Annotated in this window: 15 protein-coding genes; 6 read left to right on the top strand and 9 right to left on the bottom strand. The window is 70.5% G+C overall.

What is annotated here, in order from left to right; all coding sequences use genetic code 11:
• Nucleotides 1-15: 15 nt before the first annotated feature.
• The 3 genes from OHA03_RS25815 to OHA03_RS25805 all read right to left on the bottom strand — a co-directional run bounded on the left by OHA03_RS25815 (nt 16) and on the right by OHA03_RS25805 (nt 2,389).
• Nucleotides 16-519: a GNAT family N-acetyltransferase gene (locus OHA03_RS25815; RefSeq protein WP_267006153.1), complete on the bottom strand. Its 504-nt coding sequence runs from the start codon at nt 517-519 to the stop codon at nt 16-18.
• Between the two features lie 47 nt (nt 520-566).
• Nucleotides 567-1,115: a sigma-70 family RNA polymerase sigma factor gene (locus OHA03_RS25810; RefSeq protein ID WP_267006152.1), complete on the bottom strand. Its 549-nt coding sequence runs from the start codon at nt 1,113-1,115 to the stop codon at nt 567-569.
• Nucleotides 1,116-1,213: 98 nt separating this feature from the next.
• Complete coding sequence (locus OHA03_RS25805) at nt 1,214-2,389, bottom strand: glycerophosphodiester phosphodiesterase (RefSeq protein ID WP_267006151.1); 1,176 nt, start codon at nt 2,387-2,389, stop codon at nt 1,214-1,216.
• A gap of 235 nt (nt 2,390-2,624) precedes the next feature.
• Here OHA03_RS25805 and OHA03_RS25800 point away from each other — a divergent pair, with 235 nt between their 5' ends.
• Nucleotides 2,625-3,296 (top strand): 1-acyl-sn-glycerol-3-phosphate acyltransferase, encoded by a 672-nt coding sequence (locus OHA03_RS25800; protein WP_267006150.1) that lies wholly within the window; start codon nt 2,625-2,627, stop codon nt 3,294-3,296.
• A 112-nt stretch (nt 3,297-3,408) separates the two neighbouring features.
• Here OHA03_RS25800 and OHA03_RS25795 read toward each other — a convergent pair whose 3' ends face one another.
• On the bottom strand, nt 3,409-4,953 hold the full coding sequence (locus tag OHA03_RS25795; RefSeq protein WP_267006149.1) for an MFS transporter: 1,545 nt from the start codon (nt 4,951-4,953) through the stop codon (nt 3,409-3,411).
• The gene (locus OHA03_RS25790; protein ID WP_267006148.1) at nt 4,950-5,501 is read right to left on the bottom strand and encodes a TetR/AcrR family transcriptional regulator; all 552 of its coding nucleotides are present in this window, start codon (nt 5,499-5,501) and stop codon (nt 4,950-4,952) included. The genes OHA03_RS25795 and OHA03_RS25790 overlap by 4 nt, the downstream gene beginning before the upstream one ends.
• A gap of 747 nt (nt 5,502-6,248) precedes the next feature.
• On the opposite strand from OHA03_RS25790, the gene OHA03_RS25785 reads away from it, so the two are divergent.
• Nucleotides 6,249-7,484, top strand: a complete 1,236-nt coding sequence (locus tag OHA03_RS25785) for a glycosyltransferase (RefSeq protein WP_267006147.1) — start codon at nt 6,249-6,251, stop codon at nt 7,482-7,484.
• Between the two features lie 196 nt (nt 7,485-7,680).
• Complete coding sequence (gene helR / locus OHA03_RS25780) at nt 7,681-9,834, top strand: RNA polymerase recycling motor ATPase HelR (protein WP_267006146.1); 2,154 nt, start codon at nt 7,681-7,683, stop codon at nt 9,832-9,834.
• Nucleotides 9,835-10,022: 188 nt separating this feature from the next.
• On the opposite strand, the gene OHA03_RS25775 is transcribed toward helR, so the two are convergent.
• The 3 genes from OHA03_RS25775 to OHA03_RS25765 form a co-directional block, all read right to left on the bottom strand.
• Complete coding sequence (locus OHA03_RS25775; protein ID WP_267006145.1) at nt 10,023-10,994, bottom strand: aldo/keto reductase; 972 nt, start codon at nt 10,992-10,994, stop codon at nt 10,023-10,025.
• Between the two features lie 71 nt (nt 10,995-11,065).
• Complete coding sequence (argH, locus tag OHA03_RS25770; protein WP_267008158.1) at nt 11,066-12,493, bottom strand: argininosuccinate lyase; 1,428 nt, start codon at nt 12,491-12,493, stop codon at nt 11,066-11,068.
• A gap of 95 nt (nt 12,494-12,588) precedes the next feature.
• Nucleotides 12,589-13,782 (bottom strand): argininosuccinate synthase, encoded by a 1,194-nt coding sequence (locus OHA03_RS25765; protein WP_267006144.1) that lies wholly within the window; start codon nt 13,780-13,782, stop codon nt 12,589-12,591.
• 173 nt (nt 13,783-13,955) lie between these two features.
• On the opposite strand from OHA03_RS25765, the gene OHA03_RS25760 reads away from it, so the two are divergent.
• From OHA03_RS25760 to OHA03_RS25750, 3 genes are all read left to right on the top strand, one after another.
• Complete coding sequence (locus tag OHA03_RS25760; RefSeq protein ID WP_323181249.1) at nt 13,956-15,224, top strand: hypothetical protein; 1,269 nt, start codon at nt 13,956-13,958, stop codon at nt 15,222-15,224.
• A gap of 42 nt (nt 15,225-15,266) precedes the next feature.
• A complete protein-coding gene (locus OHA03_RS25755; RefSeq protein ID WP_267006143.1) occupies nt 15,267-15,857 on the top strand; it encodes a pyridoxamine 5'-phosphate oxidase family protein in 591 nt (196 codons plus the stop codon).
• Nucleotides 15,858-15,921: 64 nt separating this feature from the next.
• Entirely contained in the window at nt 15,922-16,623 is a 702-nt protein-coding gene (locus OHA03_RS25750) for a L,D-transpeptidase (protein ID WP_267006142.1), read from the top strand.
• A gap of 18 nt (nt 16,624-16,641) precedes the next feature.
• Here OHA03_RS25750 and OHA03_RS25745 read toward each other — a convergent pair whose 3' ends face one another.
• Nucleotides 16,642-17,178 (bottom strand): arginine repressor, encoded by a 537-nt coding sequence (locus tag OHA03_RS25745; RefSeq protein WP_267006141.1) that lies wholly within the window; start codon nt 17,176-17,178, stop codon nt 16,642-16,644.
• Nucleotides 17,179-17,180: the final 2 nt, after the last annotated feature.

The following is a 17,180-nucleotide window of genomic DNA, read 5'->3' as shown; positions in this document are numbered from 1 at the left end:
CCGCTTCGTCGCCGCTCAGGCGCTGGCGACGTAGGCCGGTGCGGCGACGTCCTTCTCCAGCTGGATGAGCCGGACGCCGTCCTGACCGGTGGTGTTGCCCACGGGTGCGTAACCCGCCCGCCGGTAGAGCCGGAGATTGGTCTCGCTGCGGTGCCCGGTCTGCAACCGGAAGCGGGTGGCCGACTGCTCGTCCGCAAGTGCGGACTCCACGGCCCGCAGCAGCCGAGCACCGAGCCCGTGCCCCTGGAGCCGGGGGTGGACGCAGAGCTTGGCTATCTGTCCGGTGCCGTCCGGATCGGTGGATCCGCGTACCGCGCCGACGACTTCGTCCCCGAGCCGTGCCACGAACACCAGGTTCGCGGTCAGTTCGTCGCGGACCGATTCGAGGGTCTGCACGAGCGGGTCGATCCGGTAGTTCCCGTACAGCTCCGCCTCGCTCTGAAAGCAGAGGTACTGAAGCTTCAAGATCTGTTCGGCGTCCTCTGTCGTCGCCGCCGAGATGATCACACTCATGCCCATGTGTGCATGCCTCCCGCTCACCTGATCCGCCGGTTGCCTAACAGCTCCTATCCCCGCAGTTCAGGGACGACAACCTCCGTCGCGAGCATTCTGCGCAGACATCCAAGGCATCGGGAACGGATCGGACCCAAACTGCCTTGTGACATACCCAACTTCCCTGCGATCTCCCGGTAGGTGGGGTCGCCCGGAGCGAGCATCGCGGCGAGCAGCCCGGCGCACCGGCCCGGCAACCGGCCCACCGCGGCGTGCAGCGCCCTGCGTTCGTCGGCGCCGACCGCCGACCGCTCGGGGCAGCGGGCTGGATCCGCGGTGGTCTCATCGGCGTACGGACGTTCGCGCCGGGCGGTACGGCGGGCGCGGCGCACCTCCGCCCGTACGGTGTCGCGGACCCAGCGCGCCGGGTCCGCCGGCGGCCGCTGATCCGCGAGCAGCTCCAGCAGCCGCAGCCAGACAGCCTGTTCGAGATCGGCGGGTTCGACGGCCGCGCCTGCCGCCGCGTCGCTCGCCTCGGCCGTCGCCTCGGCGCTGACGAGGGGGTACAGGGCGTGGACCACGGCCGCGGGTGCCTGGGCGGCGGCGTCTGCGAGAAGCGTCATACCCCACCCGACGTGGACCGGCGCAGGGCGGTTGCCGTCCGCGGGACGCACCACCCGACCGGGGCATGCCCGGCCGGGTGCTGACGTGGGCGGCGGTGTCAGTTCGCGGCGAAGTCGGCCGCGGCAAGCAGAGCCGTGTCCGGGTTGTCGGAGAAGATCCCGTCAATGCCTGTCGCGAAGTACGTCCGGAACGCTCCGAATGCGTCGCCGTACGCGTTGGGGTCCGTACCGCGCCGGAAGTCGGCGGGCAGGAAGGTGTTCTCGTTGCGCATGGTGTACGGGTGCAGGATCAGGCCCTGCGCGTGCGCGTCCTTCACCAGGGTGGTGGGCGTGGTGAGCCGGCCCGACGCGTCCTTGGGGATGATCAGGTCCAGGGTGGGGCCGATGCCCTGCGCGAACGACGCCAGCCACGTCAGCCCGGAGGGCTTCACGAGATCGTCGACGGTGCGCGGGTCACCGGTCGCCACGAAGTCCCAGGGCTTCGATCCCGCGCCGGAGAGCAGGACGACACGCGGGGTGGCGACGAGCTTCGACAGCCGCTGGATGCTGGTGGGCTCGAAGGACTGGAGTATGAGCGGCGACTGCTTGCGGTGGCGGTCGTAGCGGCGCAGCAGCTTGGCAAGCGGCTCCTCCAGGCCGAGGCCGAGGCCGCGGAAGTATGTGGGGTGCTTGGTCTCGACGTACAGCCAGACCTGCTTCCCGCGCCTGCGGCCCTCACGGTCGGCCCACTGGAGCACTTCTTCGAAGGTGGGGACCTCCCAGCGGCCGTCGTAGAGCGTGTTCTTCTGGCGGTTGCCGGGGATGCGCTCCTTGGCGCGGAGCGTCTTCAGCTCGGCGAGGGTGAAGTCCTCGGTGAACCAGCCGGTGAGGGAGACCCCGTCGACAGTCTTCGTCGTTCTGCGGCTCGCGAACTCGGGGTGGGCGGAGACATCGGTGGTGGCGGTGATGTCGTTCTCGTGACGGCAGACAAGGTGGCCGTCCTTGGTGGGCACCAGGTCCTGCTCGATGATGTGCGCACCCATGTCGAGTGCCAGCTGGTACGAGCCGAGGGTGTGCTCGGGGCGGTAGCCGCTGGTACCGCGGTGCCCGATGACGGTCGGTACCGGCAGGTCCAGCCGGTGACCGTGGCCGCCGGACCGTCCGTCGGCGGACCCGGGCGTGTTCTCGGCGGCGTTCGCCGTGCCCGGCAGTCCGAGGGCGGCCGAGCCCAGTACGGCCGCTCCCGCTCCCAGTACGGTCCGCCGACCGGGGTTCGCCTGCGCACGCTCTGTCATGACTGCTCCCTCGCATGTGATGTGTGGCACCGTCGAGCGAGGCCCGATCGTAGGGAACTGCACCATCCGCACGGCAGCCCGTGGACGAACATGGCGGAAACACACGTCAACACTGCGTATCCACTCGATGAACCCGATGTGCGATCAGCGAGTACCCGCGAGTATCGTCCTCACCTGCATATACCGTCACGATCCCGCGCCTCGGCCGGCCCTGGCCACTACACCGGAGGAACCGTTGTCCCGACACGCACTCATCAAGGCAGTGCTCGGACCGCTCTTGCGCCTGATGTTCCGCCCCCAGGTGGAAGGCGTGGAGAACATCCCCGGAGACGGTCCGGTGATCCTCGCGGGCAACCATCTGACGTTCATCGACTCGATGATCATGCCGATCTGCTGCGACCGGCCGGTGTTCTACATCGGCAAGGACGAATACGTGACGGGCAAGGGGCTCAAGGGCCGGATGATGGCCTGGTTCTTCACCGGCTGCGGCATGATCCCGGTGGACCGGGACGGCGGACGCGGCGGTGTCGCTGCGCTGATGACGGGCCATCGGGTGCTGGAGCAGGGCAAGGCGTTCGCCATCTACCCGGAGGGCACCCGCTCCCCCGACGGGCGGCTCTACCGGGGCCGTACGGGCATCGCACGGCTGACGCTGATGACGGGCGCGCCGGTGGTGCCGTTCGCGATGATCGGCACGGACAAGCTGCAGCCGGGCGGTGCGGGACTCCCCAGGCCCGGCAAGGTGACGGTCCGGTTCGGTGAGCCGATGGAGTTCTCCCGCTACGAGGGCATGGACCGCGACCGCTACGTGCTGCGGGCGGTGACGGACTCCGTGATGGCCGAGGTGATGCGGCTCTCCGGCCAGGAGTACGTCGACATGTATGCGACGAAGGCCAAGGCCGCCTGATCCGGCCGATCCGCAGGACATCCGAAGGGCCCGTACCCCGCTTGGCGGTACGGGCCCTTCCATATCTCACAACCACTCGTACGGCCGAAGGCGCGACAGTGCGCGGACGGCTCTACGGATGCTCGATCTCCTCCTCCAGCGCCTGGCCGCGCAGCAGGAACCAGGCGGCGGCCGCCGTCGCGATCAGAACCGCCGCGCCGATGCCCGCGGCGATGTGCAACCCGTCGACGAACGAGTCCTGTGCCGCCGAGACCAGTGCGTGCGCCTGATCCGCCGGAATGCCCTGCGCCGCTTCGACGGCGCCGCCCAGGGATTCATGGGCCGCCGCGGCAGCATCGGCCGGGACACCGTGCGGGGTGACGAAGTCCTGATAGACGCCGGTGACGATGGAGCCGAGCAGGGCGATGCCGAGGGCCGCGCCGAGTTCGTACGCCGTCTCGGAGACCGCGGACGCGGAGCCCGCGTGCTCCTTCGGGACGCTGGAGAGGATCACGTCGGAGGTCACGGTGAAGGCGAAGCCCGCGCCGATGCCGACGACCAGCAGCAGAAGGCCGATCAGTGGATAGCCGGTCTCCTGGTGGACGAAGGTGACGGCGGCGAGCGCGACGCCGACTGCCGCGAGTCCGGCGGACACCACGAACCGGACCGTGAACCGGCGGGCGGCCTGACCGGCGATCAGACCGCAGGTCACCGCGCCGACGGCGGCCGGCAACTCTGCGAGTCCGGCCTCCAGCGGGCCGCGCCCCTGGACCAGTTGCAGGAACTGGGAGAGGAAGAAGACCAGCCCGGACAGGCCGAGGATGGTCAGCAGATCGGCGAGGACCGCGCCCGAGAAACCCCGGTGGTGGAACAGCCGCATGTCCAGCAGCGGATCCGGCAGCTTGAGCTGCCTGCGTACGAACCAGCAGAGCGCGGCCGCACCGCCGATGCCGGCGACGGCGACCTCCCAGCTCGCCCCGTGCGCGGCCAGATCCTTGATGGCGTACACGACACCGATCATGCCGACCAGGGAGAGCGCGACACTCATCAGATCCCAGGGGCCCGGGGCCGGGTTCTTCGACTCGGGGATCATCCGGACGCCGACGACCACGAGGACCGCCATCACCGGCAGATTGATCAGGAAGACCGACCCCCACCAGAAGTGCTCCAGCAGGAACCCGCCGACGACCGGGCCGACGGCCGCGCCCGCGGAGGCCATGGCGCCCCAGATGCCGATGGCGAGTGAGCGCTCGCGCGGGTCGTTGAAGAGGTTGCGGATCAGGGCGAGGGTGGACGGCATCAAGGTGGCGCCCGCGACGCCGAGCAGCGCCCGCGCCAGGATCATCATCTCGGGGCTGTTCGCGTACGCGTTGAGCACGGAGACCGCGCCGAACGCGATGGCGCCGCTCAGCAACAGCTTCTTGCGGCCGATGCGGTCACCGAGGCTGCCCATGGAGACCAGGAGCCCGGCGATGACGAACGAGTAGACGTCGCCGATCCACAGCAGCTGGGTGCCGGTCGGCTCGAGATCCTCGGTGAGGAACGGCGTCGCAAGGCCCAGGACCGTGGCGTCGATGGCCACCAGCAGCACGGCGAGGACGAGCACGGCGAGCGCGATCCACCGTCCGGGGCGGCGCAGCTCGTCCGAGGTCTCCGCGTGCTGTTCGATGCTGGTCATTGCTCCACGCTCCGGCGTGCTCCGCCGAGCAACAACTCGACGATCATGTACTGGAAGTCCTGTCCGGCGACCCGGCCCGCCTGGACGGCCCAGGCGCCGGTGGAGACGAGCCCGTACAGGGCCTCGGTCAGCCAGGCGGGGGTCAGGTCGATCCGGAACTCGCCGCGCTCCTGACCCCGCCGGAAGAAGGCGGAGACTCGCGCGTCCAGCCGGTTCCAGCCCTCATTCATCTCGTCGCCCTCGAAGAGCTGGTTCTCGGTGACGAGGAAGGACAGCAGTCCGGCGCTCGGTTCGACAGCCGCGATCAGCCGGCGCAGCGCCTGCTCCGAGGAGCCCTCGTCGAGCGCGGCGGCGTCGAGAGCCGCTTCGAACTCCTGGATCCCCAGGTTCTCCAATGCTCTGACCAGGGCGTCCCGTCCGGCGAAGTGCCTGTGCAGGGTGGCGCGTCCGATGCCCGCGGCCTTGGCGACCTCGTCCATGGTGGCGGTCGATTTGCGGGTCAGCAGAGCGGCGGCGCTGCGCAGCACCTGCTCACGGTCGACAGTCATGAGACGACCATAACCCAAATGAGACATCATCGTCTCATTCTTTATCCGGGCTCTCCGGTGCGAAGCGCTGGTTCGCCGGCACCTATCGGGCGTCGGGGCGGCTTCCGGGCGCCGGAAAGGGCGTGCTGCGGGTCGGCCGAGGTACCACGGGCACGGCCGACTTCAGCTCGATGCGTCGGCCGCGGGCTGCCAGGTCGAGGGTCGTCATGCGAGCGACCCTAGGCTCCCGCAGGGCTGTCTCCGGCGCGTCGTGACGGGCGAGTCCGCGATTCACCGGTTCGCGCACCGTCGCGCGTCTGCGCGACCGAGGGCGGTGCCGTAAGCGCCCGCCGGGGATTACGGGACCGCCCTTGGGGCGTACCGCCGACCGCTTCATGGCCCGGGTCGTGGGTATCCACCGGACGGGCGGACAGCGTCGGACTGATCGCCGGCCGCCGGTGGCTCGTGAACAGCCGGTCGCCGGTGCCTCGTCAGGAGGGTGAAGAACTTCTCGTTCCGCGACTGCATCCGTGGGCCGACGGGAGATCTTCCTGGGCCGACAGCGCCCTGTGCGGCGAGGCGTCGCCTCTCGAGGAGGTTGTCCGTCCGCAGCGGACGGACAAGGGGAAAGACGAAGGGGGGAAAGGGGGGTACCCACTCCTTTCCACTCTCAACGTATAGCGCATGGGGGGCCTTGCGGCAAGACCCGGGTCATGCCGCAGAATCGGCGGCCGAAGCCGGACCCGACGGAAATGGGAGAGTCACGGAGTGCGTGTGTTGTTGTCTACGTATGGCTCGCGTGGGGATGTCGAGCCGCTGGTGGGACTCGCGGTGCAGTTGCGGGCACTCGGCGCGGAGGTGCGGGTGTGCGCGCCGCCGGACGAGGACTTCGCGCAGCGGCTGGCCGGTGTCGGCGTGCCGATGGTGCCCGTCGGCCAGTCGGCGCGCGCACTGACGACGGCGGCGCCGTCGTCGGCGGACCTGCCCCGGCGCGCGGCCGAGTTGATCGCCAGTCAGTTCGCCGCGGTCACCGCGGCGGCCGAGGAATGTGATGCGCTGGTGGCGACCGGCATGATGCCGGCCGCGGCCGGCGCGCGGTCGGTGGCCGAGAAACTGGGCATCCGCTCCGTGTCCGTGACCTTCCAGCAGCTCACCCTGCCGTCGCCGCACCACCCGCCGCTGGCCTACCCGGGCCGGCGGTTCCCGCCGGACGTGACCGACAACCGGGTGCTGTGGGACCTGGACGCCGAGAGCATCGATGCACTGTTCGGTGAGGCGCTCAACGTCAACCGGGCGTCGATCGGCCTGCCCCCGGTGGGCAACGTCCGCGACTACGTCATCGGCGACCGGCCGTGGCTGGCGACGGACCCGACCCTGGACCCGTGGCAGAAGACGCCGGACCTCGACGTCGTACAGACTGGCGCGTGGATCCTGCCGGACGAACGCCCGCTCCCGGACGACCTGGAAGCGTTCCTGCAGGCCGGCGAACCACCGGTGTACGTGGGCTTCGGCAGCATGCCCATGCGCGCCTCGAAGGACGTCGCCCAGGTGGCCATCGAGGCCGTCCGCGCGCAGGGTTGCCGCGTACTCGCCTCCCGCGGCTGGGCCGACCTGGCCCTGATCGACGACCAGGACGACTGCTTCGTCGTCGGCGAGGTCAACCAGCAGGCACTGTTCGGCCGGGTGGCCGCCGTCGTGCACCACGGCGGCGCGGGCACGACGACGACGGCCGCCCGGGCCGGCGCGCCGCAGGTGGTGGTACCCCAGTCGGCGGACCAGCCGTACTGGGCCGGCCGGGTGGCCGACCTGGGCATCGGCGCGGCACACGACGGTCCGACCCCGACCACCGAGTCCCTGTCCGCCGCGCTCAGGACGGCCCTGACACCTGAGTCCCGCGCCCGAGCAACCGCCGTGGCCGGCACGATCCGCACCGACGGGGCGACGGTGGCCGCGAAGCTGCTGCTCGCAGCGATCGGCCGGGAAAGGCCGCCGATGTCCGCGTGAACCACGCGGGATCACCGAGCCGGGACCCGGAACACGAGAACCCGCCGACCCCGGCGACCTGGACCGGCAACGGCCACGGGTCCACGCCGGGCGGAGCGTTGCTCGTCATGGCCACCAGGTTCGTCACGCCAAAGTCCAGATGCCTTGCTGCGCGCAAAAGAACGGTCGCGAGCGACCTCAGATCGGAGCCGATGACGTGCACCCGCTGACCACCAGCGTGTTCGACCTTCCCGACCACCTTTCCCCCAAGGCCGACCCGACGCTGATCGCCGGTGACGAGCAGCACTTCGGGGCCCTCGCAAAGAGCCTTGAGCAGGCGATCACCGAACTGTCCGACCGCCTCGACGCCGAGCGCAGAGCGCCCGGCGGCGTGGGCCGGCAGGCGATGGACCGGGACATGGAGATCCACCGGCTGACCACTCGCCTGCGCGCACTGCGTCGCTTCGGTCTGGACCTGTGCCTCGGACACATGGTCAGCGCGGACAACACCGAGCCGGTGTACGTCGGACGACTCGGCCTTACGGACAGCGCGGGTCGCCGGCTGCTGCTCGACTGGCGCTCCCCGGCGGCTGAGCCGTTCTTCGGAGCCACCCACGCCAACCCGATGGGTCTGGCGAGCCGCCGCAGGTATCGCTGGACCCGGGGCCGGATCAGCGACTACTGGGACGAGGTCTTCGCCTCGGACGGGTTCGTCGGGCACGCCGCGCTCGACGACCAGTCCGCCTTCATCGCCAGTCTGGGCAGCAACAGGTCGGCACGGATGCGAGATGTGCTCGGCACCATCCAGGCCGACCAGGACGCCATCATCCGCGCGGGATCCCGCGGCGCTCTCGTGGTCGACGGCGGCCCGGGTACGGGGAAGACCGTCGTCGCTCTGCACCGCTCCGCCTACCTCCTCCACTCCGACCCTCGCCTCGGTCACCGTCGGGGCGGTGTGCTGTTCGTCGGTCCGCACCGGCCCTACCTGGCCTACGTCGCCGACGTCCTCCCCAGCCTCGGAGAGGAGGGCGTGCAGACCTGCACCCTGCGGGACCTCGTCGCCGAGGGAGCCGCAGCAGCGGTCGAGGCCGACCCGGACGTGGCGGCCCTGAAGTCGTCCGCGAACCTGGTGAAGGCGATCGAGACGACCGTCAGGTTCTACGAGGAACCGCCGACCAAGGGGATGACGGTCACGACCCACTGGTCCGACATCCGGCTGAGCGCCGACGACTGGGCCGTGGCGTTCGAAGCGGCAGAACCCGGTACTCCGCACAACGAGGCCCGCGACCAGGTCTGGGAGGAGCTGCTCACGATCCTGGTGGACAAGCACGACGGCGACGTCTCGGCCGACCTGCTCCGCAAGTCGCTGCGGCAGAACAGGGAACTGCTCACGACCTTCGACCGCGCGTGGCCGCTGCTGGAAGCGGCTGACCTCGTGGGAGACCTGTGGTCGGTACCCGCCTATCTGCGGATGTGCGCTCCCTGGCTCGGCCCCGACGACGTTCAGAAGCTGCAGCGAGACGACGCCCAGGCCTGGACGGTCTCCGACCTGCCGCTCCTGGACGCCGCACGGCAGCGGCTCGGCGACCCGGAGGCCTCGCGACGCAAGCGTCGGCATGACGCCTCTGTCGCCGCCGAACGCGCGCGCAGGGCCGACGCCATCGACGGCCTGCTGCAGAACATCCTGATCGACGAGAGCGAAGGCGCGGTGGGGATGCTGCGCGGACAGGACCTGCAGGACGCCCTGGTCAACGAGACCGCACTGCCCAACGTCGAACCGGACCTGCTCGCCGGCCCGTTCGCGCACATCGTCGTGGACGAGGCTCAGGAACTGACCGACGCCGAGTGGCAGATGCTGCTGGTCCGGTGCCCGTCCCGGAGCTTCACCATCGTCGGGGACCGTGCCCAGGCCAGGCACGGGTTCACGGAGTCGTGGCAGGAACGGCTTGAGCGGATCGGGCTCGACCGGATCGACCTGGCCTCCCTGAGCATCAACTACCGGACGCCGGAAGAAGTCATGGCGGAAGCCGAGCCGGTCATCCGGGCCGTACTCCCGGACGCCAACGTGCCGGCCTCCATCCGCAGCAGCGGCGTCCCCGTCGTACACGGATCTGTTTCGGATCTGAGCTCGGTCCTCGACACCTGGCTCGCCGCACACGCCGACGGGATCGCCTGCGTCATCGGCGATCCCACGTTCCGGACGACGTCCCGCGTCCGGTCGCTGACTCCGGAGCTGTCGAAGGGGCTCGAGTTCGACCTGGTCGTCCTCATCGACCCGGAGGAGTTCGGCAAGGGCATCGAAGGAGCGGTCGACCGCTATGTCGCCATGACCCGGGCCACCCAGCAACTCGTCATCCTCACGAGCTCCTGACGACGCGGCCGTTCGCCCGGGTCGAGATCACCGAGCGGGACCGGGAGGACGTCGCCGGGCGCGGACAGGGCGAGGCGCCGCTGCGCCGGATCCACCCGTGGATCGGCCTGGAGCGGGCGGACTTCGACGCACCGACGCAGTGGGCGCGGACCGAGCGGGAGCTGACCCCGATCGGGACGCTTCGCCGGTCAGCTCCAGGGCAGGCCGGCGCGGTGGCGCCAGTACGCCTCGGGCTCCTCCACCAGCGCGTCCAGCCGGTCCCGCCGCTGCTCGTCGAGGTCGAGGACGGGGGCGTGGAGGTTGCTGACGAGCTGGGTGACGGTCGCCGCGCCGGAGAGGACGACGCCCGCCCACGGCTGGTGCAGGATGAGCGCGAGCGCGACCGCGTCGCTGCCGAGGCCCGCCTCGGCAGCGATCTCCTGGACAACGGCGGGAGCGTCCGTGCCGGCGAGCCGGCCGTTGGCCATCGCTTCCTTGACGATCACGGTCAGCCCGGCGTCGTGCGCCTCGGCGAGCGCCTGTCCGGCCGACGTCTCCAGGGCGTTGTAGGTGGCCTGGACGGTACGGAAGAGGGGCTCGCCGTCGACGGTGACGGCGAGGGCGGCGCGGATGGCGTCCGCCTGGCCGGGACCGCTGGTGGACAGGCCGACGGTGACCCCGTCTGCGGCGAGGGCGGCGAGCCGCTCGTGCAGTTCCTTGTCGGTGAGGGCCGGACTGTCGGCTGTCACGGAGTGGATCTGGTAGAGGTCGAGCCGGTCGCCCAACAGCGCCTCGGTCTCGGCACGCTGGCGTTCGAAGGTGGTGAGGCTGTGGTCCTTGACCTCGTGCGCCTCGGCGTCGACGCTCCAGTCGGCGGTGTAGGTGTAGCCCCATTTGCTGCCGATGACGACGTCGCGCACATCCGGGCGGGTGGTCAGCCAGTCGCCGAGGAACTCCTCGGCGCGGCCGTAGGAGCGGGCGGCGTCGAAGTAGCGGACGCCCTGCGCATAGGCGGCGTCGAGAAGCTCATGGGTGTGCTCGCGCAATGCCTCGACGCTGCGGGTCCCGGGCAGGTCCCGGTCGCGGTGGAGATTGATGTAGGCGGGCCTGCCGACCGCGGCCAGGCCGAGCCCGATATGGGCGGTCGGGGTCGTCGCTGAGGCCAGGCGGGCGAAGGGCATCGCGGGCTCCTCGTGGGTCGGGTCCGTAACTCCGTCCCGACCAACGTAGCCCGCGATGCCGTTCCCGTGACCTACTGACGGGCGGTGGCCCATGCGTGCTGTGCCGCCAGGTCGTTCTTGACCTCGGCGAGCTGTACGGCGACGGCCGACGGGGCCGTACCGCCGCGTCCGTCACGGGAGGCGAGCGCGCCCGGCACGTCGAGGACCGTGCGGACCTCGGGGGTGAGGTGCTCGGAGATCTTCGCGAACTGCTCGTCGGTGAGCTCGTCGAGCTCGATGCCGTGCTGCTCGCACTCCTTGACGCACTCGCCCGCGACCTCGTGCGCGACGCGGAACGGGACGCCCTTCTTGACCAGCCACTCGGCGATGTCCGTGGCGAGCGAGAAGCCCGCCGGGGCCAGCTCCTCCATCCGCTCGCGGTTGACGGTCAGCGTGGCCATCATGCCGGTGAAGGCAGGCAGCAGGACCTCGAGCTGGTCACAGGAGTCGAAGACCGGCTCCTTGTCCTCCTGGAGGTCGCGGTTGTACGCGAGCGGGAGGGCCTTCAGCGTGGCCATCAGCCCCGTCAGGTTGCCGATCAGACGCCCGGACTTGCCGCGGGCCAGCTCGGCGATGTCCGGGTTCTTCTTCTGCGGCATGATCGAGGAGCCGGTGGAGAAGGCGTCGTGCAGGGTGACGAAGGAGAACTCCTTCGTGTTCCAGATGATGACCTCCTCCGCGATCCGGGAGAGGTTGACGCCGATCATCGCGGTGATGAACGCGAACTCGGCGACGAAGTCGCGGGAGGCCGTGCCGTCGATGGAGTTGGCGACGGAACCGTGCTCGAAGCCGAGGTCCGCGGCGACCGCCTCCGGGTCGAGTCCGAGCGAGGAGCCGGCCAGCGCGCCGGAGCCGTACGGGGACACGGCCGTCCGCTCGTCCCACTGCCGCAGCCGCTCGGCGTCCCGGGACAGGGACTGCACGTGGGCCAGGACGTGGTGGGCGAAGAGGACGGGCTGAGCGTGCTGCAGGTGCGTCCGGCCCGGCATGGCGACGTCCGGGTGGGCCTCGGCGAGACCGACCAGCGCGTCCTGGAGCTCGGCGATCAGACCGCCGATGATCCGAGCGTGGTCGCGCAGGTACATCCGGAAGAGCGTGGCGATCTGGTCGTTGCGGGACCGGCCGGCGCGCAGCTTGCCGCCGAGGTCCGGGCCCAGGCGCTCCAGCAGTCCACGCTCCAGCGCGGTGTGGACGTCCTCGTCGGCGATGGTGCCGGTGAACGACCCGTCGGCGACATCGGCTTCGAGCTGGTCGAGGCCGGCGATCATGCGGGTCAGCTCGTCCTCGGTGAGCAGGCCCGCCTTGTTGAGGACACGAGCGTGGGCGCGGGAGCCGGCGATGTCGTACGGCGCGAGCCGCCAGTCGAAGTGGACGGAGGCGGACAGCTTCGCCAGCGCCTCGGCCGGACCGTCGGCGAAGCGGGCGCCCCAGAGGCGTACGTCGCTGTTGCCGTTGCCAATGCTCACTGCGTGCTCCTCAGGAGACAAGAGGGTGGATGTGCGACCGCCTCCCCGCCGCGGAGGAACGGGGAGGCGGTGACGTAAACGGGGTGGCGTCAGACCAGGTCACGCTTGGCGGCGATCTTCGACGAAAGGCCGAAGATCTCGATGAAGCCCTGCGCCTTGGACTGGTCGAACGTGTCGCCCGAGTCGTAGGTGGCGAGGTTGAAGTCGTACAGCGACTCGCTGGACTTCCGGCCGGTGACGACGGCGCGCCCGGCGTGCAGCGTCATCCGGATGTCACCGGTGACGTGCTGGTTGGCCTCGTTGATGAAGCCGTCCAGGGCGCGCTTGAGCGGGGAGAACCACAGGCCGTCGTAGACCATCTCGCCCCAGCGCTGCTCGACCTGCCGCTTGTAGCGGGCCAGCTCGCGCTCGACGGTGACGTTCTCCAGCTCCTGGTGGGCGGTGATCAGTGCGATCGCGCCGGGGGCCTCGTACACCTCGCGGGACTTGATGCCGACGAGCCGGTCCTCGACCATGTCGATCCGGCCGATGCCCTGGGCGCCGGCCCGCTCGTTGAGCTGCTGGATCGCCTGGAGGACGGTGACGGACTTGCCGTCGATGGCGACCGGGACGCCCTCCTTGAAGGAGATGACGACCTCGTCGGCCTCGCGCGGGGTGGCCGGGTTCTCGGTGTACTCGTAGATGTCCTCGATCGGGGCGTTCCAGATGTCCTCCAGGAAGCCCGTCTCGACGGCGCGCCCGAAGACGTTCTGGTCGATCGAGTACGGGGACTTCTTGGTGGTCGCGATCGGGAGGTTCTTCTCCTCGCAGAAGGCGATCGCCTTGTCCCGGGTCATCGCGTAGTCACGGACCGGGGCGATGCACTTCAGGTCGGGGCCGAGCGCGGAGATGCCGGCCTCGAAGCGGACCTGGTCGTTGCCCTTGCCGGTGCAGCCGTGGGCGACGATGCCGGCATTGTGCTTGTTGGCGGCGGCGACGAGGTGCTTGACGATGGTCGGCCGGGAGAGGGCCGACACCAGCGGGTAGCGGTCCATGTAGAGGGCGTTGGCCTTGATCGCCGGGAGACAGTACTCCTCGGCGAACTCGTCCTTGGCGTCCGCGACCTCGGCCTCGACGGCACCGCAGGCGAGCGCGCGCTTACGAATGACGTCCAGGTCCTCGCCGCCCTGGCCGACATCCACGGCAACGGCGATGACCTCGGCGCCCGTCTCCTCGGCGATCCAGCCGATGGCGACGGAGGTGTCCAGGCCGCCCGAGTAGGCGAGTACGACGCGCTCGGTCACGGGTTTCTCCTTACGGTGCAATCACTGTTGGGTATAACTATGCAGTCCTCCGTATGGTTTGTCAAAGCTACTGATCACCGGCTCACCCGAACGTGCGAGCCCGGACCATAAATGCCGGGCCCGGACACCGTGCGGCCCCCTACGATCGGCCTCTGCATACCTGGTGGGGGCGCATGATGAGCAGCGACTACGAGTCCGCTGAACGGCTGGCCCGGGGCATACCGCTCCGGGAAGCACTGGACACCTCGTCGGCCGAAGCCTGGACGGCCCTCGATCTCGGGGTACGGATCCTCTCGTACGAGGCGCCCGGGCTGCTCCCGTCGCACGACTGGGCCGGCGGCCGGAGACTGAGCTGGAGCTGGGACGCTCCGCTGCCCTCGGTGAATTGGTCCAGGACACCTCCGGACGAGCCGTTGCTCGCCGTCGCGCTGTGCCATCCGGACGGCCGGATCCGGAAGGCGGCACTCGAGTGGGTCCCCCGCTCGCCGGCTCTGCGTCCGCTGCTGGTCGTGCGCTGCGCGGACTGGGCCGGCCCGGTGCGCGACCGGGCTCGGGCACTGTTCTCGGAGATTCCCGGCCGGGAGCTGCCGCCGCTGACCGCGCTGGCGCTGCGGCTGTCCAGGCGCGAGCAGGGTGACTTCGCCCGCGAACGGCTGGACCGTGCGTTGCGCGAAGGGCCCGCCGAGGACGTCGTGGCGCTGCTCACCAGCGAGGACCGGGCCACACGCCGGTTCGTGTACCGCATCGCGGTCGATCGCGGTCTCCTGGCCCCCGCGACGCTGGCCCGCACCGCAGCCGCCGCCTCGGACGATGTGCGCATCCAGACGCTGTGTGCGGAGGCTGCGATCGCGGGGGTGCGGGACGGGGCGTACGACGAGGTGCTGGGCTCGCTGCTGTCCGCGCGGTCGTCCCAGGTACGGGCCGCCGGTGTCACCGCGCTGCGGCGGGCCGGGCGGCAGGGCGAGGCCGCGGCGTTCCTCGCCGACCGGTCCGGGGTCGTACGGGCCTGTGCCCGCTACGTACTGCGGCAGGGTGGCATCGATCCGCTCCCCCTCTACCGGTCGATGTGCGCCGACCCGGCCGCCTGCCCCGCGGCCCCGGCCGGGCTCGGCGAGTGCGGCACCAGGGAGGACGCCCCGGCGTTGTGGTCCCTGGTGACGCACCCTGTGCCTGTGCCAGCAGTCCGCGTCCACGCCGTCACCGGCCTGCGCGCGCTCGACGCCGTGCGGCACGAACAGCTGCTGCCCCTCCTCGACGATCCGTCACCCGCCGTCGTCCGGGCGGTGACGCAGGCTCTGCTGCCGGACGCCGACCGGATACCGCACGAGTGGCTGCTCGTCAGGACCGGGGCGAACCGGCCGCGTGCGCTGCGTGTGGCGGCGGAGCGGCTGCTGCGAGCCCACGTCCGCGCGACGGTCCGGCAGCGGCGTCCCGCCGGCTGAAATGCCCCTGCCGGACGCCGCATCGGCGCCGATAATCGCCTCATGGGAAAGACGTACGCACGTATCGACGGACGGCTCAGGACCTTCATCGAGGAGCAGCACATCTTCTTCACCGCGACCGCCCCACTGGGCGGTGACGGCACGGTCAACCTCTCCCCGAAAGGTGTCAGCGGCTCCTTCGTGGTCCTCGACGAGCGGACCGTCGCCTATCTGGACTTCGCCGGGAGCAACGCGGAGACCGTGGCTCATCTCCGTGAGAACGGTCGCATCACCCTGATGTGGTGTGCCTTCCAGGGGCCGCCGAACATCGTGCGGGTGCACGGCCGAGGCGAGCCGGTCTTCCGTGACGATCCGCGGTTCCCGGGGCTGCTCGGCCGTTTTCCCGTCGACCCGGAGCCGCACGGGCTGCGCGCGATCATCGTGGTGACGGCCGAGCTGATCCGGGACACCTGCGGATTCGCGGTGCCGTACATGTCCTACGAGGAGGACCGGCCGCTGCACGCCCAGCGCTTCGCGCGCGAGGACGACACCTCGCTCAGCGAGTACTTCGGCAAGAAGGAGCACATCGCGACGAGCATCGACGGGCTGCCCGGACTGCCGCTCCCGCTGCCCGTGATGCCCACGGCGGACTGAGCCGCTGGGCCGCACGGAGTACGTGCGGCGGTGGGCCGGCGCCGTCGGGTCTACCGTCCGGTCCATGCGCACATCTCTGGTGACCGGGTCGGTTCTGCTCGCCCTCGTGGGTTCTTCGGCAGCCGGCCCCGCCGATACGGCGCCGCTCCCGGAGCGGCTGGCCGACACGGGCGGCGGCTCGCAGCTGATCACGGCCGAGGCACCCGGCACGGGATCCACCATGGGTACCGTCAGCTGGTGGGACCTGCAGTCGGGGAAGTGGGTACGGGCCGGGTCCGCGCCGGCCCGGTTCGGGGCGAAGGGGCTGGCCGAGGGGGACAAGCGGGTCCAGGGCACGAACACCACGCCCACCGGTCTGTACGACCTGCCGTACGCCTTCGGCGTCGAAGCGGCCCCGGCCGGGACCCACTATCCGTACCGCAGGGCGGGCGACCGGTCGTGGTGGTGCCAGGACAACGCGGCGCGCGCCTACAACCGCTGGGTGGAGCCGCTGCCCGCGGACTGCGGGGCCGACGAGGCCGAGCATCTGGTCGCGTACCCGGAGCAGTACGCCCGCGCACTGGTCATCGGGTTCAACTACGACCGGCCGGTGCGCGGGCGGGGTGCGGGGATCTTCCTGCATGTGAACGGGAGCGGCGCGACCGCCGGCTGTGTCTCCGTACCGGCGCCCTCGATGGACCGGATCCTGGCCTGGGCGGACCCGGACCGCCGTCCGCACATCGCGATCGGGACCCACTCGGGTACGACCGCGATCACCCGCTACTGACCCGTCGCTCCGGGTCGCTCAGCGACCGTTCTGCGCCAGCCGCAGCATGTGGTCGGCGAGCGCCTGACCGCCCGCCGGGTCGCGGCTGATCAGCATCAGCGTGTCGTCGCCCGCGATGGTACCGAGGACGTCGTGCAGCTCCGCCTGGTCGATGGCCGAGGCCAGGAACTGGGCCGCGCCCGGAGGCGTACGCAGCACCACGAGGTTGGCCGAGGCCTCCGCCGAGATGAGCAGTTCGGAGGAGAGGCGCCGCATCCGCTCCTCCTTGGCGGACTCGCCGAGGGGTGCCTGCGGGGTGCGGAAGCCGCCCTCGCTCGGCACGGCGTAGATCAGCTCGCCGCCGGTGTTGCGGATCTTCACCGCGCCCAGTTCGTCCAGATCGCGGGAGAGCGTCGCCTGGGTGACGCTCAGTCCGTCGTCGGCCAGGAGCTTCGCCAGCTGGCTCTGCGAGCGCACCGGCAGCCGGTTCAGGATGTCCACGATCCGGCGGTGGCGTGCCGTGCGGGTCTGCGGCACGGACGGCCCGCCGAACTCGGATTCCTGCGCCTCGGTCATCG

This window comes from Streptomyces sp. NBC_00154 (assembly GCF_026342835.1).
In the GTDB taxonomy this organism is placed as follows: Bacteria; Actinomycetota; Actinomycetes; order Streptomycetales; family Streptomycetaceae; genus Streptomyces.
The sequence above is the reverse complement of the archived record's forward strand: the minus strand, read 5'-3'. Positions and strand labels throughout refer to the sequence as shown.